The 19,420-nt window shown below is 58.4% G+C and carries 16 protein-coding genes; 12 read left to right on the top strand and 4 right to left on the bottom strand.

Annotation, left to right across the window (positions count from 1 at the left end; translation table 11 throughout):
- Window positions 1–9: 9 nt before the first annotated feature.
- Genes QJ48_RS05880 through QJ48_RS05865 form a run of 4 tightly spaced genes read left to right on the top strand, consistent with a single transcriptional unit; the run spans window position 10 to window position 5,327 of the window.
- The gene (locus tag QJ48_RS05880; RefSeq protein WP_054972713.1) at window positions 10–1,017 is read left to right on the top strand and encodes a zinc-dependent alcohol dehydrogenase family protein; all 1,008 of its coding nucleotides are present in this window, start codon (window positions 10–12) and stop codon (window positions 1,015–1,017) included.
- A gap of 41 nt (window positions 1,018–1,058) precedes the next feature.
- The gene (locus tag QJ48_RS05875; RefSeq protein WP_054972712.1) at window positions 1,059–3,185 is read left to right on the top strand and encodes a BglG family transcription antiterminator; all 2,127 of its coding nucleotides are present in this window, start codon (window positions 1,059–1,061) and stop codon (window positions 3,183–3,185) included.
- Window positions 3,182–5,056: a PTS sugar transporter subunit IIA gene (locus tag QJ48_RS05870; protein WP_054972711.1), complete on the top strand. Its 1,875-nt coding sequence runs from the start codon at window positions 3,182–3,184 to the stop codon at window positions 5,054–5,056. The genes QJ48_RS05875 and QJ48_RS05870 overlap by 4 nt, the downstream gene beginning before the upstream one ends.
- Before the next feature lie 13 nt (window positions 5,057–5,069).
- The gene (locus tag QJ48_RS05865; protein WP_054972710.1) at window positions 5,070–5,327 is read left to right on the top strand and encodes an HPr family phosphocarrier protein; all 258 of its coding nucleotides are present in this window, start codon (window positions 5,070–5,072) and stop codon (window positions 5,325–5,327) included.
- A gap of 677 nt (window positions 5,328–6,004) precedes the next feature.
- Here the strand turns inward: QJ48_RS05865 and QJ48_RS05860 are convergent.
- The gene (locus tag QJ48_RS05860) at window positions 6,005–6,454 is read right to left on the bottom strand and encodes a DUF441 domain-containing protein (RefSeq protein ID WP_054972709.1); all 450 of its coding nucleotides are present in this window, start codon (window positions 6,452–6,454) and stop codon (window positions 6,005–6,007) included.
- Window positions 6,455–6,599: 145 nt separating this feature from the next.
- Between QJ48_RS05860 and QJ48_RS05855 the strand changes: the two genes are divergently transcribed.
- From QJ48_RS05855 to QJ48_RS05830, 6 genes are all read left to right on the top strand, one after another.
- Window positions 6,600–7,514 (top strand): helix-turn-helix transcriptional regulator, encoded by a 915-nt coding sequence (locus tag QJ48_RS05855; RefSeq protein WP_054972708.1) that lies wholly within the window; start codon window positions 6,600–6,602, stop codon window positions 7,512–7,514.
- A gap of 370 nt (window positions 7,515–7,884) precedes the next feature.
- Window positions 7,885–9,648 (top strand): ABC transporter substrate-binding protein, encoded by a 1,764-nt coding sequence (locus QJ48_RS05850; RefSeq protein WP_054972707.1) that lies wholly within the window; start codon window positions 7,885–7,887, stop codon window positions 9,646–9,648.
- 57 nt (window positions 9,649–9,705) lie between these two features.
- Window positions 9,706–10,662, top strand: a complete 957-nt coding sequence (locus tag QJ48_RS05845; protein ID WP_054972706.1) for an ABC transporter permease — start codon at window positions 9,706–9,708, stop codon at window positions 10,660–10,662.
- Between the two features lie 12 nt (window positions 10,663–10,674).
- Window positions 10,675–11,616: an oligopeptide ABC transporter permease gene (gene opp4C, locus QJ48_RS05840; RefSeq protein ID WP_237762824.1), complete on the top strand. Its 942-nt coding sequence runs from the start codon at window positions 10,675–10,677 to the stop codon at window positions 11,614–11,616.
- 6 nt (window positions 11,617–11,622) lie between these two features.
- Complete coding sequence (locus QJ48_RS05835; protein ID WP_054972705.1) at window positions 11,623–12,600, top strand: ABC transporter ATP-binding protein; 978 nt, start codon at window positions 11,623–11,625, stop codon at window positions 12,598–12,600.
- Window positions 12,597–13,562, top strand: coding sequence for an ABC transporter ATP-binding protein (locus QJ48_RS05830; protein WP_054972704.1), 966 nt, complete (start codon window positions 12,597–12,599; stop codon window positions 13,560–13,562). Before QJ48_RS05835 ends, QJ48_RS05830 begins: the two co-directional genes overlap by 4 nt.
- A 586-nt stretch (window positions 13,563–14,148) precedes the next feature.
- On the opposite strand, the gene QJ48_RS05825 is transcribed toward QJ48_RS05830, so the two are convergent.
- Window positions 14,149–15,081: a DMT family transporter gene (locus tag QJ48_RS05825; RefSeq protein ID WP_054972703.1), complete on the bottom strand. Its 933-nt coding sequence runs from the start codon at window positions 15,079–15,081 to the stop codon at window positions 14,149–14,151.
- A 249-nt stretch (window positions 15,082–15,330) separates the two neighbouring features.
- Here QJ48_RS05825 and QJ48_RS05820 point away from each other — a divergent pair, with 249 nt between their 5' ends.
- Window positions 15,331–16,698: an MATE family efflux transporter gene (locus QJ48_RS05820; RefSeq protein ID WP_054972702.1), complete on the top strand. Its 1,368-nt coding sequence runs from the start codon at window positions 15,331–15,333 to the stop codon at window positions 16,696–16,698.
- 41 nt (window positions 16,699–16,739) lie between these two features.
- Window positions 16,740–18,083 (top strand): APC family permease, encoded by a 1,344-nt coding sequence (locus tag QJ48_RS05815; RefSeq protein ID WP_054972701.1) that lies wholly within the window; start codon window positions 16,740–16,742, stop codon window positions 18,081–18,083.
- Between the two features lies 1 nt (window position 18,084).
- On the opposite strand, the gene QJ48_RS05810 is transcribed toward QJ48_RS05815, so the two are convergent.
- The gene (locus tag QJ48_RS05810; RefSeq protein WP_054972700.1) at window positions 18,085–18,783 is read right to left on the bottom strand and encodes a FadR/GntR family transcriptional regulator; all 699 of its coding nucleotides are present in this window, start codon (window positions 18,781–18,783) and stop codon (window positions 18,085–18,087) included.
- 18 nt (window positions 18,784–18,801) lie between these two features.
- Window positions 18,802–19,420: L-2-hydroxyglutarate oxidase (gene lhgO / locus QJ48_RS05805; RefSeq protein WP_157261533.1), on the bottom strand; the 619-nt coding region annotated here is incomplete at its 5' end.

The following is a 19,420-nucleotide window of genomic DNA, read 5'->3' as shown; positions in this document are numbered from 1 at the left end:
AAGCTTAACATGAAAGCTCTGGTCATCGAAGGGCCGCGCCGGGCCGTGGTCAAGGAAGTGCCTTATCCGGCGCCGAAGCGCGGCGAAGTAACGATTCAAGTGAAGAACGTCGGGATTTGCGGAACCGATTTTCATATTTTCGAGGGTGAATTTATTTCCCCGTACCCGATTATTCCGGGGCATGAGTTTTCCGGTATCGTGCACGAGGTGGGCGAAGGCGTTACCGGCCTGCAGCCGGGAGACCGGGTCAGTGCCGATCCGTCGCTGTTTTGCGGGGCTTGCGAATTTTGCCTGACCCACCGGAGCAACCAATGCGAAAATTGGCAGGCGCTCGGCAATACGGTGAACGGCAGCATGGCCGAATACGTGGCTGTTCGGGCAGGCAACGTGTTGAAGCTGCCGGACACGATGTCGTTCGAGGAAGGCGCGTTTATCGAGCCGCTGGCCTGCGTCGTGCACGGCATGAACCGGCTGCAATTGCAGGTCGGCAGCCGCGTGCTGCTGTTCGGCGCGGGCGCGATGGGCCAGCAGCTCATCCAAGCGATGGCCCGGGCGGGAGCGTCGGAGCTGGTCGTCGTCGATGTGGCGCAGGAAAAGCTCGATATGGCTTTGCGCTACGGCGCGACGAAGGGCGTGCTGAGCCGCAACCTGGAAGCCGAGCTCGGCAAGGACACGTATCCTTACGGGTTTGACGCGGTGGTGGACGTGACCGGCATTCCCGCGGTGATCGAGCAAGCGTTGAATTATTTGGGGCCAACCGGCAAGTATCTGCAATTCGGCGTGACCGCGGAAAGCGCGAGCATCCGGATCAATCCGTTCAAGCTGTATAACAAGGATTGGACGCTGCTCGGCTCGATGGCGATCAACCAAACGTTTATCCCGGCGTTTCACTGGCTCAAGGAAGGCCGGATCGACGTCCGCCCGCTCATTTCCCGGACGATCACGTTGGAAGAGACGGTCGAATTTCTGGAAAAGCCCAAAGCGCCCGATCTGATGAAGGTGCAAATTGTGATATAATCGATTTCAAGACAACGAAGGAACGGAGGAGGTACGCTGCAATGGAGCCGCGCTTAACGTTAAATTCCAGACAGAAGCAAATGTTGGCGCTGCTTCTGCAGGCTTCGGCTCCCGTTACGCTGAAAGAGATGGCGGGAGAACTGGGGCTCAGCGTACGTACCATGCAAAGGGAACTGGAGGGGATAAGCCGGAGGCTTGTCCCTTTCGGCGTCACATTGATCAAAAAAACGGGCGTCGGCCTGAGCGTCGAAGGAAGCGATGCGGCCAGGAAGCAGCTGCTCCAGCAGCTGTCCGCCAGCCCTTCGGTCAAAATCTTTTCCCCGGAAGAGCGCAGGCATCTGCTGATCCGGCTGCTGCTGACGAAGCGGGAAGCGGTCAAGCTTTTTTACTTCAGCAGCAAGCTGGACGTGACGGAAGCGACGGTCAGCAACGATCTGGACAAGCTGGAGCCGTGGTTTGCGAAGCATCGGATCGCGCTGGTGCGGAAGCCGGGTCTTGGCGTCTACATTGAAGCCGACGAGAAAAGCATCCGCGCCGCGATGATTGATCACTTGTACGAGCATTTGTCGCAGGAGCAACTGATGGACATGCTGTCGTCGTATTCGCTGTCGTTTACGAATCAGCGCAAGCTGGAGCTATCCATCCGCAATCACCTGCTGCATTTTATCGATCCCGGCATCATCGGCCAAATCGAGGAAATCGTCCGCAGCAGCGAAATGCGGCGGGGCTACGAGATGACGGACAGCGCCTACGTCGGCTTTGTCGTGCACATTGCGCTGGCCGTGCAGCGGCTTAAGAGCGGGGAAAACATCTCGATCGACGCCGAAGCGCTGGGCAAATTAAAGGCGGCGGGCGAGTTCAAATGGGCACAGCAGATGGCGGAAGAGCTGAGCGCCCGTCTGGACATCGACATTCCGGAAAGCGAAGTCGGCTATATTACGATGCATTTGCTTGGAGCGAAGGGAAAGCGCATACTTGCGCCGGTCGGGGAGCCGCAGGAGAGGGGAGCGGAGGCTTACGCCGCCCGGATGATCCGGATCGTGGAGAACGAGCTCAAGCTCACGCTGGAAAACGATCCCTCCCTGTACGAGGCGCTGCTGGTACATTTGGAGGCGGCGATCAACCGGATTCGCCTGCACATGGAAATCCGCAACCCGCTGCTCGCCCATATCCGCGAGACGTACCCGGATATTTTTGAGGCCGCGGCGAAGGCGTCCCGGTACCTGCAAGAGGAGCTTCAAGCCGAGGTGCCGGAGGAGGAAATCGGCTATCTGGCGATGCACTTCGGAGCGGCCGTCGTTCGGACGAAAACGACCTCGCCGCAGCGCTTCCGCGTGCTTCTCGCCTGCAGCAGCGGCATGGGCACCTCCCGGCTGCTGGCCGCCCAGATCGGCAAAAGCTTTCCGCATGTTCATATCGTCGATACGGTGTCTTTGCTGCATTTGGAGGCAGCCATCCGCAAGCATTCGCCGATCGATCTGATCGTCTCGACCGTGCCGTTCGAGCATGATAAGCATCGTGTCGTAGTGGTCCATTCGTTTTTGGAGCAGGACGATATCGAGCTGATCGAAACGCATTTGCACGGGCTGCCGCTCATCGGGACCGCGGCCCGTGAAGCTTATACAGAAATCGAGGATACCGTAATGACCGTGAATCGTTATGGCGAAGGCGTCGTTCAATTGACGAACCATCTGTTTTTTGCCGACGGACTCGAAGCGGCGTCGAAGAGGGAGGCCATCGCGGTTGCTGCCGCTTTTGCCGGTTCGGTCGTGCCCGGCATTCCCGTGCCGCAGTTGGAAGGCGACTTGCTCCAGCGGGAAGAGCTCGGAGGCATCGTCGTGGAGGAAAGCAAGCTGGCGATGCTGCACTGCCGCAGCACGGCCGTCCCGGTGCTGATGGCTTGCGTGCTGCGATTCGCGCAGCCTCTCTCCTGGCAGGCGCCAGGACAGGACGCCGCCGTCCGGACCGTGCTGCTGCTGCTCGCTCCGCGATCCGCGCCGAAGGAGCATATCGAGATGATCGGCGAGATCAGCGCGATGCTGATTGAGGAAGACTTTTGCGAGACGGTGGCCGGCGCTCCCTTCGACTTGGTGCAGAAGGAGCTGAAATCGGTGATCGGGCAAGGATATATGAATCGAACCGGCGTCTTCTTTCGGGGGGCGCGATGAACCGCATCAATCGCATCGGCCGCTTTTTAAGCTATTTGGTGTTCCAAAATATCGCCGGTCTCATCGGCTTGGGTCTGATCCGCGTTCTGTTCGGGGAGCGTGGGTGGTTCCCGGTCCCTGAGGTGCAGGACATTTTAAATCCGATTTTAAAATATTTTCTGCCGCTGCTGTTCGCTTATACCGGGGGGCGGATGATCGGCTCGCACCGTGGCGGCGTGATCGCCTCCTTTGTCATGATCGGCATGATCGCCGGAAACCCATCGGATTACAGCATGCTGATGCCCGCCATGCTTGTCGGACCGCTGACCGGATGGATCATTGCCCGTACGGACCGGTGGCTGGTGGACCGCATTCCGGTAGGGCTTGAGCTGCTGTGCTATAATGTAGCTGCGGGTTTGATCGGCGTCGTGCTGTGCCTGTTCTGCTATGCGGAGGTGGCCCATTGGTTCGTTCTGGGCATGCAGGGCATTCATGGCGCGGCAAAGCTCATGCTGGAATCCAACTATTTGCCTTGGGTCGCGCTCGCGGTGGAGCCGGGCAAGGTGATGTTTTTGAACAATGTGATGAATCATGGCATTTTTGAGCCGCTGGGCATCCAGCAGACGAAGGAATTCGGCCAATCCGTGTTCTTTTTGCTGGAAACGAACCCCGGTCCCGGGGCCGGCCTGCTGCTGGCCTATTATATGCTGCTGAAAAATAAACCGCGGGACAACGCCCGCTCGTCGCTGCTCATTCAATTTGTCGGCGGCATTCACGAGGTTTATTTTCCGTATGCGCTTATGCGTCCGCTTGTCATTGTGCCGTTAATCGCGGCGGGACTGGCCGGCAATTGGGTATTCGTGCTGCTGCAGGCCGGATTGGTCGCAACCCCTTCTCCGGGAAGCCTCATCGCGCTTATGCTGATGGCTCCGAAGGGGATGCACCTCCCGGTGCTGGGCGGGGTGCTGGCTTCCGCCGCGGTCAGCTTTGCGGGCTGTTACCTGGTCCTTTTGTGGAAGGGCGGGCCGGCTTTCGACGATCCGGCGGCATTGGCTGTTCATCACCTATCCGAGAAATCCGAGGACGAGATTCCCTTGAAAGAAGAGTCACAGCGGAAGACGATCCGCAAAATTTATTTTGCCTGCGACGCCGGCATGGGCTCCAGTGCGATGGGAGCTGCGCTGCTGCGCAAAAAAATAAAGCAAGCCGGCCTGCCCGTCGAGGTAGGCAACTGCTCCGTGGACGGCATTCCCGCGGATGCGGATCTGGTCATCTCGCAAGCCATGCTGACGGCGAGGGCGCAGGAGGCCGCGCCCCGCCCGGAACATCTGTCGATGGTCTCCTTCGTCGACGCCGCTTTTTACGACGGTCTGATCGACCGCCTTCGCAGTGAGGTGCTGCAGGGCTCCGCGAACGAACCGGAAAGCGAGGAAAACGGGGCGATGTTTACACCGGATCATGTGCTGATCAGGGCGCAAGCCGACGACAAGTGGCAGGCGATCCGGCAGGTCGGCGGCTTGCTGGTTCGGCTGGGGCTTGTCCGCGACGATTATATCGGTCGGATGATCGAGCGGGAGCGGGTGCTGTCCACCTTCATCGGCAACGGCGTTGCCCTGCCTCATGGCGTCGGGGCTGCCGATACCGGCATCCTGAAGCCGGGCATCGTAATCGCCCAATACCCGGACGGGGTGACGTTCGACGAAGGGAACAAAGCTTATTTGCTCATTGCGGTGGTCGGCGGGGAGCAGCAGATGGGGCTGGTCTCGCGGATCGCTTTTATGATCGAGAAGCCGGAAACCGTCCAAGCTCTCGTGCATGCCGGAAGTCCTCTGGAAATGCACCGTCGGGTCTCCGCCTTTTTGCAGGAGCCGGCAAGCGAAACGAACGAATGAAAGGGGAAGGGGCATGGTTACAGAAGGAGTCACCGTGAGATGCCAGGCAGGCCTTCATACCCGCCCCGCCAAGCTGTTTGCTCTTGCCGCCCAACGGTTCCGCGCGGACATTACGGTGGAATTCGAAGGACGGCAGGCGAAGGGAAAAAGCATCATCAGCCTGCTGCAGCTGGGAGCGCCGAAAGGGAGCCTCCTGTGGGTCAGCGCGGAGGGCGAGGATGAACGGGAAGCGGTCCGGGCGCTGTGCGAGCTGCTCCGCGGCTGCGACTAGCGGGCCGGTGGCGGTCGGAAGAGGAGCTGGAACAGAGCCGCCACGCGCGCTCGAAATGAAGTGCTCAAGGGTGGCACGCTTGAACTAGCTTGATCGAGCCTGACTTACGCCGGGTTGGCAGCCAGCCCGCTAAATTATGGGAAACCAGGTGCGCTATTCGGCTCGATTTGCCGCTTTTCAAAAATTAGAGGAACTGGGATGTGCTAACAAGCCGATTTCGAGGAACATGAACATTTTTCGACACACTTAAAGCATCCGAGTTCCTCTAGGAATCGTGGAACAATTGGATCGCTTAGTTAGCGCATCCTGTTTCCTTTATTTACAAAATGCAGCTGCAATCGATTGCGGTTCTTGTTTCTATCACCCGCAGCACAGCAGAAGGCCGGCCATGCGCTCGGCCTTTTTTGCACTGCGGGGATTCGAAGCGGGATATCGGCAGGATGTCGTACTGCGTCCCTCCGCATAGGCGTTAGGGTGAGTGACGTCATCAGATACTACATTAGGGACGTTAGGGAGAATGATGTCATCGGGCGCTATAGCGGTGATGTTAAGGGGATGACGTCATCAGGCGGACCATCGGGGCCTGCAGGGAATATGTCGTCACCGTACGCTCCGGCGAGTCTTCTGCCAGAGGGCATGCCGCCATCGTGCGCCCCGCATAGGCCGTCGGTGGCATGTCATTTCGCGACAAGCAGCGACAAAATCCCCGCCGCAATCAGCGGTCCGACCGGGACGCCCCGGAAAAAGGTCACGCCGAGAATCGTCCCGAGCAGCAGCCCCGTGACGACGGTCGGCTGACTCGCCATCAGCGCGGCGCCGCGTCCGCCCAAATAAGCGACCAGAACGCCGACGCCCACGGCCAGCAGCGACTTCCAATGCAGGAACGAGTGCAGCAGGTCCTGCAGGCTTGTCTTGCCGGAAGCGATCGGCGTCAGGATGCCGATGGTCAGAATGACGATTCCCCAGGTCAACCCGTACTTTTCCAGCCAGGGAAACGTTTGATGCAGGTTCGTCACCCGCAATAAAAGCAGCACGAGCACGGCAATCGTGATGGACGTATTGCCGCTCAGAATGCCGAGGGCAGCAAACAGCAGCAGCACCAGGGAAGAGGCGTCGAAGGGAGTCATCGGCGGTCACGCTCCTTTGTCGAGGGATTTTCTTTGTTCCGATGAAGTGTTAAAATCAAAATTGCTTAAAAATCGAAATACCGTTTTCCGGATCGCCAAAGTCTGAAAAACGATACCCGAAAATGGCTTGAAGGAGTGTTCCGGAATGACGTACGAACTGGAAGTGGCGTTCGGCCCGGCTAACGAGCTTTTGAACAGCCTCCATACGTATCTTTGCAAAAAGTTCTATAAAAAAACCGACCTCGGCTCCGAATGGGCCAGGCAAACGGAGCAGAAGCTCAGCAAGCCATTCGCCTCGACGCTGGAAAAAACTGAGATTTCGGCGGAGTGGAAGCTGATGTATTTATTTTTGTACCTGTGTCCGCATAAGGAAAACGCGGAACGCTTCTTGGCCTGGTTCGAACGGATGACGGCGGGCGAAATGTACGAGCTGCTGGCCCCGTATATGAGCTCGTTCCCCGGCGAGCTGGGAGCGGTCCGGGACCGGTGGCTGCACCTGCTGTCCGAATGGAACCGGCAGTACTTCGCCGGCGCCGACCCTAAGCTGCTGGAGTGGCTGAGCGAGGACGCCGCAGGCAGACGCGCGCGGATCGGAGCGCTGCCGCCTGACGTGCTGGCCGAGCAGATTACGAACGGGCTGTATTTCGAGCCGGGGACCGAGTGCGAAAAGCTGGTATTGTCGCCGCAGTATCATTTTCAACCGGCCAACATTATTTATACGTTCGGCAGTGTGACCGTTTGCCAGTATGCTGTCGACGGCTCCTACGACGACCCGGCCGACGAGCCGTCCCGCCGCTTATACCGGCAGCTTCGAAGCCTCAGCGAAAAAAGCCGCCTGCGCATCCTGCGTTATTTGAACGCCGGACCCCGCAGCTTTACCGAAATCGTGCGCTATATCGGCATTTCCAAAGGGATCACGCACGACCATATTTTCAACCTCCGTTCCGCCGGTTTGCTGCGCGTTCACATGTCCGGAGAATCGGCCGTGGCTTACAGTCTGCGGAAGGAAGCGATCGGCGGGGTGCAGGACGCTCTGTTAGGCTATCTGCTCGCCGATTGACGGCGGGTGCCTTTGGCGCGAACCTTGCGATGAACCATCGGAAGGTTCTTTGGCGTTCCCGAATGCGGTGCCAGCTCCCTCAAAATGACCTCTTTTGCGCAAAGCCCTCCCCAAGAATCAGCCATTTCAATTTCCGGAAGCTTGTCTTTCTCATGAACTTTTTCATAGGCCGAGGCCTTCTTTTTATTCGTTTTCCGTCATAAATTCTTCACGTGGAGAAAATTTTTGTTGTTCTCTATTTACAGAACAAAGTAAAATATCTATAATGATGCTTATCCACAGCAAAACATATTATACATATCGGAATTATAAATTTAAAGGGAAACTGGAACTATTTCCTTCTTCCCGATCATGCCGGAGGGGATCATTCATGAAGAGAAGAAAAGCCTTGACGTTATCCGTATCGGCGATTGTCGCCTGCTCGCTGCTTCTGTCCGCCTGCAGCGGACAAGACGCGGCGGCGCCAAGCGGAGGCGGCGATGCCAAAGGCACGGAAGCCGTAGGAACGCCTGGCGCGGGCCAGAACGGGGTGGCCGGCATTAAGGACGGCTTGATACCGGCCTCCGACAAATCGAAGATTCCGGAGGCTGCGAAGAAGCGCACCGATACGCTCGTCGTCTCGCTCACCGAGCCGGGCGGCATTTTCAACCCGTACTTTTATCAGAACGGCTACGACGGCAACGTCAACTCCGTCCTGTTCGCCCAACTCGTGGACATCGATAAGAACGGCAAGCCGATTCCCGGGATGGCGGAGAAGTGGGAGCTGTCGGACGACCAGCTGACGTATACGTTCAAGCTGCGCGCCGGGCTTAAATTCAGCGACGGCTCGCCGCTTACGGCCGACGATGTCGCCTTCACGCTGACGCTGCTGCACGACCCAGCGTACGACGGGCAAACCGACATTGCCCAAGCCGCCGTCAAAGGGGGCAAGGACTACAAAGAGGGCAAAGCTGCGACGGTCGAAGGCATCCAGGTCGTCGATCCGCAGACGATCAAGATTACGACGGACAAGGTCAACGCGCAAGCCTTGTATCTGCTCGGCGGACAGGTGCTGTCCAAAGCGTACTACGGCAAAGATTACAAGCCCGGCAAGCTCGACTCGATCAAGCAGTTGCACAGCAAGCCGCTCGAATCGGGCCCGTACAAGCTGGAGAAGTTCATTCCGGGGCAGGAAGTCCGGTTCGTGGCCAACCCGAATTTTTATAAAGGCAAACCTGCCGTCGAGCACTTCATCTACAAAACGACGGAGGGCGACGCCACCCAGTTTTTCCAAACCGGCGAGACGGATTACTCCGGCTTTACGGGCAACCAGGATAACATGGAGCTGCTTCAGACACTTGGTTTTGCCAATATCGACGTCTATACGGCCAGCTCGTACTCGTACATCAAGTTCAACCACTCGAAGCCGTTCTTCAAAGACAAGCGGGTAAGGCAGGCGTTCATCTACGGGCTGGACCGTCAAAAAATCGTCGACACCATTTACCAAGGCTACGGACAGGTGGCGAACGTGCCGGTGGCCCCGATCTCTTGGGCGTACACGGAAGAGGGCGTCAATCCATATCCGTTCGACTCGGAGAAGGCGAAGAAGCTGCTGGACGAAGCCGGCTGGAAGCCGGGCAAGGACGGCATCCGCGAGAAAGACGGACAGCGTCTGTCGGTGCGTTACTTCGGCTCCAAAGGGAAAGTGACCGACATTCTGATCCCGATTGCCAAAGAAAACTACAAAGCGATCGGCATCGATTTCCAAACCGAATTGATGGACTACAACGCCCTGCTGGCCAAATCGAAAAAGGGCGAGCACGATCTGGTTTCGTTCTCGACCGCGATTCTGATCGATCCGGACGACGGCGTGCAGTCGTTCAACTCGAAATATAAAGGCAGCTTCACGGACACGAACGGCTACAATAATCCGAAGGTCGACGAGCTGGTGGCCAAAGCGGTCGGCACGCTCGATCTCGAGAAGCGGAAGCAGGCCTACAAGGAGCTGTACAAAGAGCTCAGCGACGACCCGCCGTACATTCTGCTGAACTACCGCAAAATTCTCGGCGCCTCGAACAGCCGGATTAAAGGGCTGGAGCTGAATGGCTTCAACAGCGTGAACTCCAGCCTGCCGACGGTCCAAATCGAGCCGTAACCGTGATTTTTACGCCCAGCCGGTCAAGGCTGGGCTCACTTTCTTGGGGGGACGATCATGAAATCGTATATCGTTCGCAGGCTGCTTTTGATGATCCCGATGCTGGTGGGGGCGTCGCTGCTTATTTTTTCCGTCTTCGCGATGACGCCCGGGGATTTCGTGGATACGAATCCGAAGCTGACGCCCGAGCGGGCGCAGGAGCTTCGGACCCTTTACGGGTTGGATAAGCCGGTGCTGGAGCGCTATTTTATTTGGCTTGGCAACTTGCTAACGGGCAACCTTGGCTACTCGATGCAGTATCAGGAGCCGGTTTCGGACCTTCTAAGCAAGTTCATCTGGAACTCGTTCCTGATCGCGCTGGTGTCGATGATTTTGACGTGGACGATCGCGCTGGTCGTCGGCGTGTTCTCGGCCGTGAAGCAGTACTCCTGGTTCGACGGGCTGGTGACGCTCGGCGTGTTCGCGGCGATGTCGTTCCCGTCCTTTTTCCTCGGGCTCCTGATGATTAAAGTGTTCGCGGTGGATCTCGCCTGGTTTCCAGTTGGGGGCATCACGAATACGGGCAGCCAAACCGTAGGCTGGGCACGCGTCTGGGAAGTGGCGCATCATATGATCTTGCCCGTGACGGTGCTGACGCTGCTCAGTGTCGGGTCGCTTACGCGGTATTTCCGCACGAACATGCTGGAGGTGATCCGCCGGGATTTCATCCGGACCGCCCGGGCCAAAGGCTTGAAAGAACGGGTCGTGCTGTTCAAGCACGCGCTGCGCAATGCGCTGCTTCCGGCGATTACGCTGCTCGGCTTCGAGCTGCCGGGACTGTTCGCAGGCGCGATCATTACGGAAAAAATCTTTCATTGGCCGGGCGCCGGGTACATATATTTCGGGGCGCTCAGCGTGCGGGATTATCCCGTGCTGATGGGCTTCACCATGTTTCTCGCGCTGCTGACGGTAATCGGCAATTTGCTCGCGGATCTGCTCTACGGGGTGGCCGACCCCCGGATTCGGTTAAAGTAGGGGGACGTCATGATGATCGATGCAAAAAGAACGGCCGGCCCCGGATTGCCCGGCGCTGCGGCACCCGCCCGGAAGACCGCGGCAGATTCGCCGTGGAGGCAAGCGGCGCGCCGGCTGCGAAAAAACAAGCTGGCTTTGTTCGGCCTGGCGTTTTTGGTATTTATGATTTTGTTTTGCTTCCTTGGGCCGTATTTGTCGCCTTACGCGAACGGCAAGGTCGACGTCACCCGGATCAACAAGTCGCCCAGCGCGCTGCACTGGCTCGGGACGGATAATCTGGGCCGGGACGTGCTGACCCGGCTGATGCAGGCCGGACGCATCTCGCTGACCGTAGGCGTGGCCTCGGTCGTGTTGTCGGTGGCAATCGGTTCGGTGCTTGGCGCGCTCGCCGGTTTTTACCGCGGGATCGTCGATCAAGTCATTATGCGGTTTGCCGACGTGCTGCTGACCATTCCGAGCCTTCCGCTGCTCATTATTATGGGCGCGGTCATGTCGGAGTGGAAGGTGCCGTCGGATTACCGGATTTATATCGTCATGCTGATGCTGAGCTTCCTGGGCTGGCCGGGCTTGGCGCGGCTCGTCCGCAGCGAGCTGCTAGTGCTGCGGGAGCAGGCGTATATGCAGGCGGCGGAAGCGCTCGGGCTGCGGGACCGGCGCAAAATGTTCCGGCATCTGCTGCCGAACACCGTGCCGACCTTGATCGTGGTCGCTACCCTGCATGTCGCAGGCGCGATTATCAGCGAATCGACGCTCAGCTTCCTCGGACTGGGCGTCGTTCCGCCGACGCCATCCTGGGGGAATATGCTCGATGCGGCGAACTCGCTCATCGATTTCCAGAAGCGGCCGTGGGTGTGGATTCCGCCGGGCGTGGCGATTCTGACCACCGTTATCGCCATCAACCTGCTTGGCGATGCGCTTCGGGACGCGCTCGATCCCCGAATGAAAGGAAGGTAAGCGGCGTTGAACAAAACACTCGTCGAATTCAAACACGTACATACGTATTTTCATACGGAGTCCGGCGTCGTCAAGGCGGTTAACGATGTCAGCTTCCGCATTCGGGAAGGGGAGACGGTCGGCATCGTCGGCGAATCGGGCAGCGGCAAGAGCGTCACGGCGCTGTCGCTCATGCGGCTGGTTGCCGATAACGGGAAGATCGAAAGCGGAGCCGTCGAGATGGACGACCGCGACCTGCTCTCGCTGAAGCCCGAGGAGATGCGGAGACTTCGCGGCAGCGAGATCGCGATGGTGTTTCAGGAGCCGATGTCGTCCCTCAATCCGGTGCTGACGATCGGAGAGCAGATGATGGAGCCGCTGATGGAGCACCGGCTGCTCAGCCGCAAGGAAGCGAAGGCGGAAGTCATCTCGCTGATCGGAAAAGTGGGCATTCCCGACGCAGCGCGTGTATTCGCTGCCTATCCCCACGAGCTGAGCGGCGGCATGCTGCAGCGGGTCATGATCGCTTCGGCGCTCGCCTGCAGCCCGAAGCTGCTCATCGCCGACGAGCCGACGACGGCGCTCGACGTGACGATCCAGGCGCAAATTCTCGATTTGCTCCGGCAGGTCAAGGAGCAGTACAACACGGCCATTCTGCTGATCACGCACGATCTGGGCGTCGTCGCCGAGACGGCGGATTACGTCGTCGTGATGTACGCGGGCAAAGTGATCGAGGAAGCGCCGGTGGTCGAGCTGTTCCGCCATGCGAAGCATCCGTATACGCAGGGCTTGCTGAAATCGAAGCCCGTCATCGGCGAACGGAAGGATCGGCTGTATTCGATCCCCGGTCAGGTACCGAACCTAATCGGCTTGAGGGACTCGTGCTATTTCAGCGACCGGTGCGAGCACTGCATGGACATCTGCCGCACGAAGCAGCCGCCGATGCGGGCGCAAGGCGCGGAGCACCGGGTCGCCTGCTGGCTTTATGAGGAGGAATCGCGATGACGGACGCCCTGCTGAAGGTTCAACAACTTAAAACATACTATCCGATCAAAGGCGGCGTCTTCGGCGGCCGCGTCGGGGACGTTAAAGCGGTGGACGGGGTCAGCTTTGCCATCCGGCGAGGCGAGACGTTCGGGCTCGTCGGCGAGTCCGGCAGCGGGAAAAGCACGATCGGCCGCACCGTGCTCCGGCTGACGGAGAAAACGGCGGGCGACGTCTATTTCAAAGGGACAGACTTGTACGGCCTGTCCCGCGACGAGCTGCGCAAGCTGCGGCCCTTGATGCAGCTCGTGTTCCAAGATCCGTTCAGCTCGCTAAATCCGCGGATGCGCGTCGGCGAGGCGATCGGCGAAGCGCTGATCGATCACGGGCTGGCGTCGAAGGCGGAGGCGCGGGAGCGGGTGCGGGAAGTGCTGGCCGTCTGCGGCCTGCTTCCCGACCACTACGACCGGTACCCGCACGAATTTTCCGGCGGCCAGCGGCAGCGGATCGGGATCGCCCGGGCGATCATCCTGAATCCGGACTTCGTCGTAGCCGACGAGCCGGTGTCGGCGCTGGACGTGTCGATTCAGGCGCAAATCGTCAACCTGTTCAGCGACCTGCAGGAGCGCAGCGGCGTGACGTATCTGTTCATCTCGCACGACCTTAGCGTCGTCGAGCATCTGTGCACGCAGATCGGCGTGCTGTATCTCGGCACGATGGTGGAGCAGGCGCCGCGGGATGAGCTGTTCGCCCGCCCGCTGCATCCTTACACGCAGGCGCTGCTGTCGGCGGTGCCGGTGCCCGACCCGACCGTACGGCGCGACCGGATTGTGCTGAAGGGCGACATTCCAAGCCCGGCGAATCCGCCTTCGGGCTGCAAGTTCCACACGCGCTGCCCGTTGGCGCAGCCGGTCTGCCGCGAGCAGGTGCCGGATTACCGCGATGTCGGTGGCGGGCATTACGTGGCCTGCCATCTCGTGTGAGTGAGAGAGCGGAGCAGGGGAATAGAGCACTGCGGATGCGTTATTGCGGCAGGTAAGCCACCGCAATTCGAAATAGAGGAACGCCAGTTCGCTATAGCCGCATTATCCGTGGATTATTATTTTTTTCGACACGCATAGGGAATCGTAGGTGCTCTATTTTCAGGTCTGCCGGACTAGGCGAGGTTTAACGCATCTCTGTTCCTCTATGCTGCTCAAACGGTCTATAATACGACTATTTCGGCTATTGTTCAGGATCGTCTCCCAGGGAGGCGATTCTTTTCGTTTGACGAAAAGGTTGAGGTGATTCCGGATGCGCTCTCACCAGTCAGGCGGCGCCGCGAGAGCCCATCCGCCCGGTTCGGGTATGACGGCTCGGCAAGGCCGTTTGCCCGGTTCGAGTATGACGACACCACAAAGGCCCATCCGCCTGGGACGAGTATACCCAGCACCGCAGAGCCCATTCTTCCGGTTAGCGTCCCCCGTTGCCGCGCATAGCCTGAATAGCTGGATCGAGTGCCGCAACCTGCTTTTGCAAGATATTCCCGCTGTGTTACTTCCGTTAGGTCCGGCCTCCGAAAGCCCGTCTTCACGAGCTTTTGGTCTGCGCCGCCACGGGGGCTTTCCGCTTCGTCCGGGAGGGAGGCAGGGTCGCAAACGCAATCCCGGCAAAGACGAAGGCGATCCCCAGGAAATGGTACCAGTAAAACGACTCATGCAAAAACAACGCCGACATGACGATGGTGCTGAGGGGCATCAATGCGGTAAAAGCCGCCGACGAGCCTGTCGAAATTTTCGCCATCCCCTGGTTTAGCAAAATCGTGGCAATGACCGTAATGACGACTCCCGTGTACAGCACAAGCAGCCATTCCGTCGCGCTCACCGCGGCAAAATCGAAGCTTGCCGCATTGTATGCCGCAAACGGCAAAAAAAACGCCGTGCCGAGCAAGCTCGTCATCGTCGCGATGGCGATCGGACTGACCTGCTTGGAGACAAGCTTGCCGAACGTCAAAAACACGCCTTCCCCGGCAACGGCCAGCAGCACGAGCAGGTTTCCCCACAACGTATGCAAGCTCCATGATGCATTGAACATGCCGCCGAAAATATTGATGGCGAACGCTCCGAGGACGGCGCATACGATGCCTGCCGTTTGGTTCCACCGCAGCCGTTCCCGGAAAAACAACAGCGAAATCAGCCCGACCATCACCGGGGTCATGCTTGTGATGATGCCGCTCTCCAGCGCCGTCGTATAGGTTAGGCCGTACAGCATAAAGAAGCTGAACAGAAACACGCCGATAAACGATTGGAAAAATAAAACGACCCAATCCTTCTTCGTCAGGGCCGGAAAACGTCCTTCGCGGGCGAGCAGAAGCAGCGTCATAATGATGGCGCCGGTTAACAGCCGAAGCTCGGAGGCCAAAAACACGGGAAACGTGCGGACAATCATTTTATTGACGATGACGAAGCTTCCGACGATCAGCATCGCCGCTGCGACTTGCAAATAAGGAATTGCCGATTTCATGATTTCTCGATACTCCTCCATAATTTGGTACTCATTGTATTATGGATCTTGAAGAGGACGTTGTAAAGAAGCAGCGTCGTTCTTCACAGCGATCCATGCCCGGCTGTCTTTTTGCCTGCTTGCCTTGTTTCCCTGTACGGTCCTCCCACACCCACCCTCGCAAAAAAATCTTGCCTGTAATCCCTTTCATCGCATAAACTGGAACGATGCGGCTGCAAGAAAGGTAAAAGGAGGTTCGGAATTTTAATCATGAAATCGACAGACAAGCTATCTCAAAAAATAAAACAACTGTTCGTCATTCTGCTTCCCATCCTGGTGACGCAGCTTGCGATGTTTGCGATGAACTTCTTCGATACGTTCATGTCGGGACATGTGAGCGCCAAGGATTTGGCGGGGGTGGCGATAGGCACCAGCATCTGGATTCCGATACAGACCGGACTCAGCGGCATCTTGTTTTCCGTTACCCCGATGGTCGCCCAACTGGTAGGGGCGGGCCGCAAGGAGGAAATTCCTTTTAAGGTCGTGCAGGCGCTCTATTTGGCCGTCGCAGTATCGGCTGCGGTGCTGTTGGCCGGAGCGTTCGCGCTGAATCCGATTTTGGAGAATATGAACTTGGAGGAGCCGGTGCGCCGGATTGCCCGCTTGTTCCTGATTTCGATTGCGTTCGGCATTTTGCCGCTGTTCTTATATACGGTACTGCGCTGCTTTATCGATGCCCTGGGCCATACGAAGGTGACGATGTTCATCACGCTGCTGTCGCTGCCGGTCAACGGGGGACTAAACTATGTGCTGATCTACGGCAAAATGGGGCTGCCCGCGTTGGGCGGAGCGGGAACCGGCGTCGCTTCGGCGATTACGTACTGGGTCATTTTTCTCGTGGCTTTGGCCGTGGCCGCCCGCATGCAGCCGTTCGCCGCGTTCGGCATTTTCCGCAAGCTGTACCGCGTCTCGCTGTCCGTCTGGAAGGAACTGCTGAAGATGGGCGTGCCGATCGGGTTCGCCATTTTGTTCGAAACGAGTATTTTCGCCGCGGTAACGCTGCTGATGAGCAATTTCAACACGGTAACGATCGCGGCGCATCAAGCGGCGATCAACTTTGCCTCGTTCCTGTATATGATTCCGCTCAGCATCTCCTTGTCGCTGACCATTCTGGTCGGCTTCGAAGCCGGGGCGGGACGGTACAAGGACGCCAGACAATACGGCTATCTGGGCATCGGCCTCGCGGTCGGGATGTCGCTGCTCTGTGCGGTCGTGTTATGGGCGTTTAACGAGCAGGTGGCCGGGATTTATACAAGGGAGCCGGACGTGCTCGCTTTGACGCAGCATTTTCTGATCTACGCGATTTTCTTCCAGCTGTCGGATGCCATCGCCGCCCCGATTCAGGGAGCGCTGCGCGGCTACAAGGACGTGAATGTGACCTTCATCGTCGCCCTCGTTTCGTATTGGGTCGTCGGTTTGCCGCTCGGTTACGGGTTGGCGAACTATACCGATCTCGGCGCCTACGGCTATTGGATCGGTCTGATATCCGGCTTGGCTCTGGGGGCGTTCGGCTTGTTCGCCCGATTGGCGAGCGTCCAACGGAAGGCTCGGCTCGGCCTTGCGGCTTTCGCCAAGTAACATGAATAGCAACGTGTATCTTAGAATAGGTGGATGATCGCATGGAACGGAAACCGGAATTGCAGCGGCGGTTGAAGCTTTGGCATATTGTGGCGATGGGGGTCGGCTATATGGCCCCGATGGCCGTATTCGATACGTTCGGCATTGTATCCGAAGTGACGGCGGGGCATGTTCCGGCCGCATATCTGCTTACGATCGCGGCGGTGCTGTTTACGGCGATGAGCTACGGCCACATGGTGAAGGTGTACCCGTCCGCGGGAAGCGCCTATACGTATACCCGGCAGACGATCGGGCCGCACGCGGGCTTTCTGGTCGGCTGGGTCTCGCTGCTCGACTATTTGTTTCTGCCGATGATGAACGCGCTGCTCACAGGGATTTATTTGTCGTCGGCGTTCCCCGAGGTGCCGCAGTGGGTATGGGTCGCCGGATTTGTGGCGCTGATTACGACGCTGTGCTTGTTTAACGTCAACGTCTCCGTCTCGGTGAATGCGCTGTTCGTGGCGTTTCAATTTCTTGTCGTGGCGCTGTTCGTCGTGCTTGCCGCATATCGGCTGAGTGCGGGCGGAGAGGCGATCGTATCGGCGCAGCCGCTGCTGTCCGCGGATGCGAGCTGGGGAGCGCTGCTCACCGGAGCGTCGATCTTGTGCTTTGCCTTCCTCGGCTTCGATGCGGTGACGACCTTGTCCGAAGAAACGGTAGAGCCCCGCACGACGATTCCGAGAGGCATTCTATGGATCACGATGCTCGGAGGCGGACTGTTTTTCACCGCCTCGTATTTCGCGCAAAGGCTGTTCCCGGACGTGTCCGTGTTGAACAACCCGGAAGGCGCGTCCGCCGAAATCGCGCTGGCGCTCGGCGGCGTCTTGTTTCAGGCCGTGTTCCTGGCCGCTGCGCTAACCTCCACCCTGGCCTCGGGACTCGTATCGCAGCTCAGCGGCTCGCGTCTCCTGTTCGCGATGGGGCGGGACCGGACGCTGCCGAGTCCGGTGTTCGGCTACATCCACCGCTCGCTCGGCACGCCGGTGTTCAACATTGTGCTGATTGGCCTCATTTCGCTGACGGCGCTCGTGCTGGATCTGCTTGTCGCTACGTCGTTCGTCAACTTCGGTGCGCTGACGGCATTTACTTTTGTAAATTTATCCGTCATCGTACACTATATATTCCGGGAAAAGCAGCGGTCCTGGCTAGCGCTCCTGCGCTACTTGCTGATTCCGCTGGCCGGCATCGGCTTCGTCTTGTTTTTCTGGACGCATCTGGAGCGCAATTCCCTTATGCTCGGCGGCGCTTGGACGCTGCTCGGCCTGCTGTACCTGCTCTGGATAACGCGCGGCTTCCGCCGGGAGCCGGGAACGATTCGTTACGAAGCGGCCGAGGGCAGCGGCTGACTCACGATTCAAGAAACAAAAAGAGCTTCTTCTCCACATTCCGGACGTGAATTGCGGACTGCACCTTGGCGAGCTCGGGCTCTCCGGCTTCGATCGCCAGCAAAATATTTTCGTGTTCGTGGTAGACGACTTGCTTTTTCCGTTTCAGGCCGATGTTTTGCTTGAGCGTAATTTCAAGCGATTTGCGGTACAGCGAAGACAGGCTTTCCATCATGTGGATCAGGATCGGATTGTTCGTCGCCGCAATAATCGCGCGGTGAAATTCAAAATCCGCTTCCTGCGCCGTTCCGCCCTCCGTGTTCAAATCGTCCTCCATTCGCTTCAACGCCTCGCGGATGCTTGCAAGCTGCTCCGGAGTCCGTCTGGCCGCGGCGAGAGCGGCGGCTTCCGGCTCCAACATTTTGCGCATTTCAAACAAGTGCCGGATGCTTTCGGCATCGGCATATTGAATTTGAAAGTGCTGGAGCAGGGAAGAGGGGATGGCGTCTTCCACGTAGCTTCCGCCGCCCTGCTGCGAGGAGACGATCCCCATCGCCTGAAGCACGCTAAGGGCTTCCCTGACCGGCAGCCGGCTGACGCCGAAATGCGCGGCCAGCTCGGTTTCCGTGGGCAGCTTGGAGCCCGCCGGAAACCGTCCTTCCTCGATCATCGCGAGCACGTCGCGCACAATTTTTTGCGAAATCTTCTCTTTTTTGGCCATATCGTTTCCTCATCCTTCTTACCCTACGGCATAGGGAATGGAATGCTTCGGCTCCGGAATGCGCTCGCTGATCGACTCTCCGATGGCAATCGATGCGGTAGCGGCCGGGGAGGGCGCGTTGAGAATGTGGATGGAGCGCTCGTTCTGCACGATCAGAAAATCGTCGGCGAGCTTTCCGTCCTTCGTTAACGCCTGCGCGCGCACGCCGTTGGCGGACGGGATCAAGTCGTCCTCCCGGATTTCCGGGATCAGCCGTTGCAGGCTGCGCACGAACACGGCCTTGCTGAACGAGCGGACGATTTCCTTCAAGCCTTCTCCCATGTTCTGCTTTGCGACCTTCCAGAATGCCGGGTACGTCATCACTTCCATAAAATCGCGGAGGTCGAAATCCGTCTTTCGATAGCCTTCCCGTTTGAGGCTCAGCACGGCGTTCGGCCCGGCGTGAACGTGACCGTCAATCATCCGCGTAAAATGCACCCCCAGAAAAGGGAAGTTCGGATTCGGCACGGGATAAATCAAGTGCTTGACCAGCCCGTGCTTCTCAGGCTTCAATTCGTAATATTCTCCGCGAAAAGGTACGATCTTCATGCCGGTCGTCAAGCCCTGCATGGCCGCGATCCGGTCGCAGTGCAGACCG

It is taken from the genome of Paenibacillus sp. A3 (assembly GCF_001399685.1).
Taxonomy (GTDB): domain Bacteria; phylum Bacillota; class Bacilli; order Paenibacillales; family NBRC-103111; genus Paenibacillus_G.
This window is presented reverse-complemented; position numbering and strand designations above follow the sequence as displayed.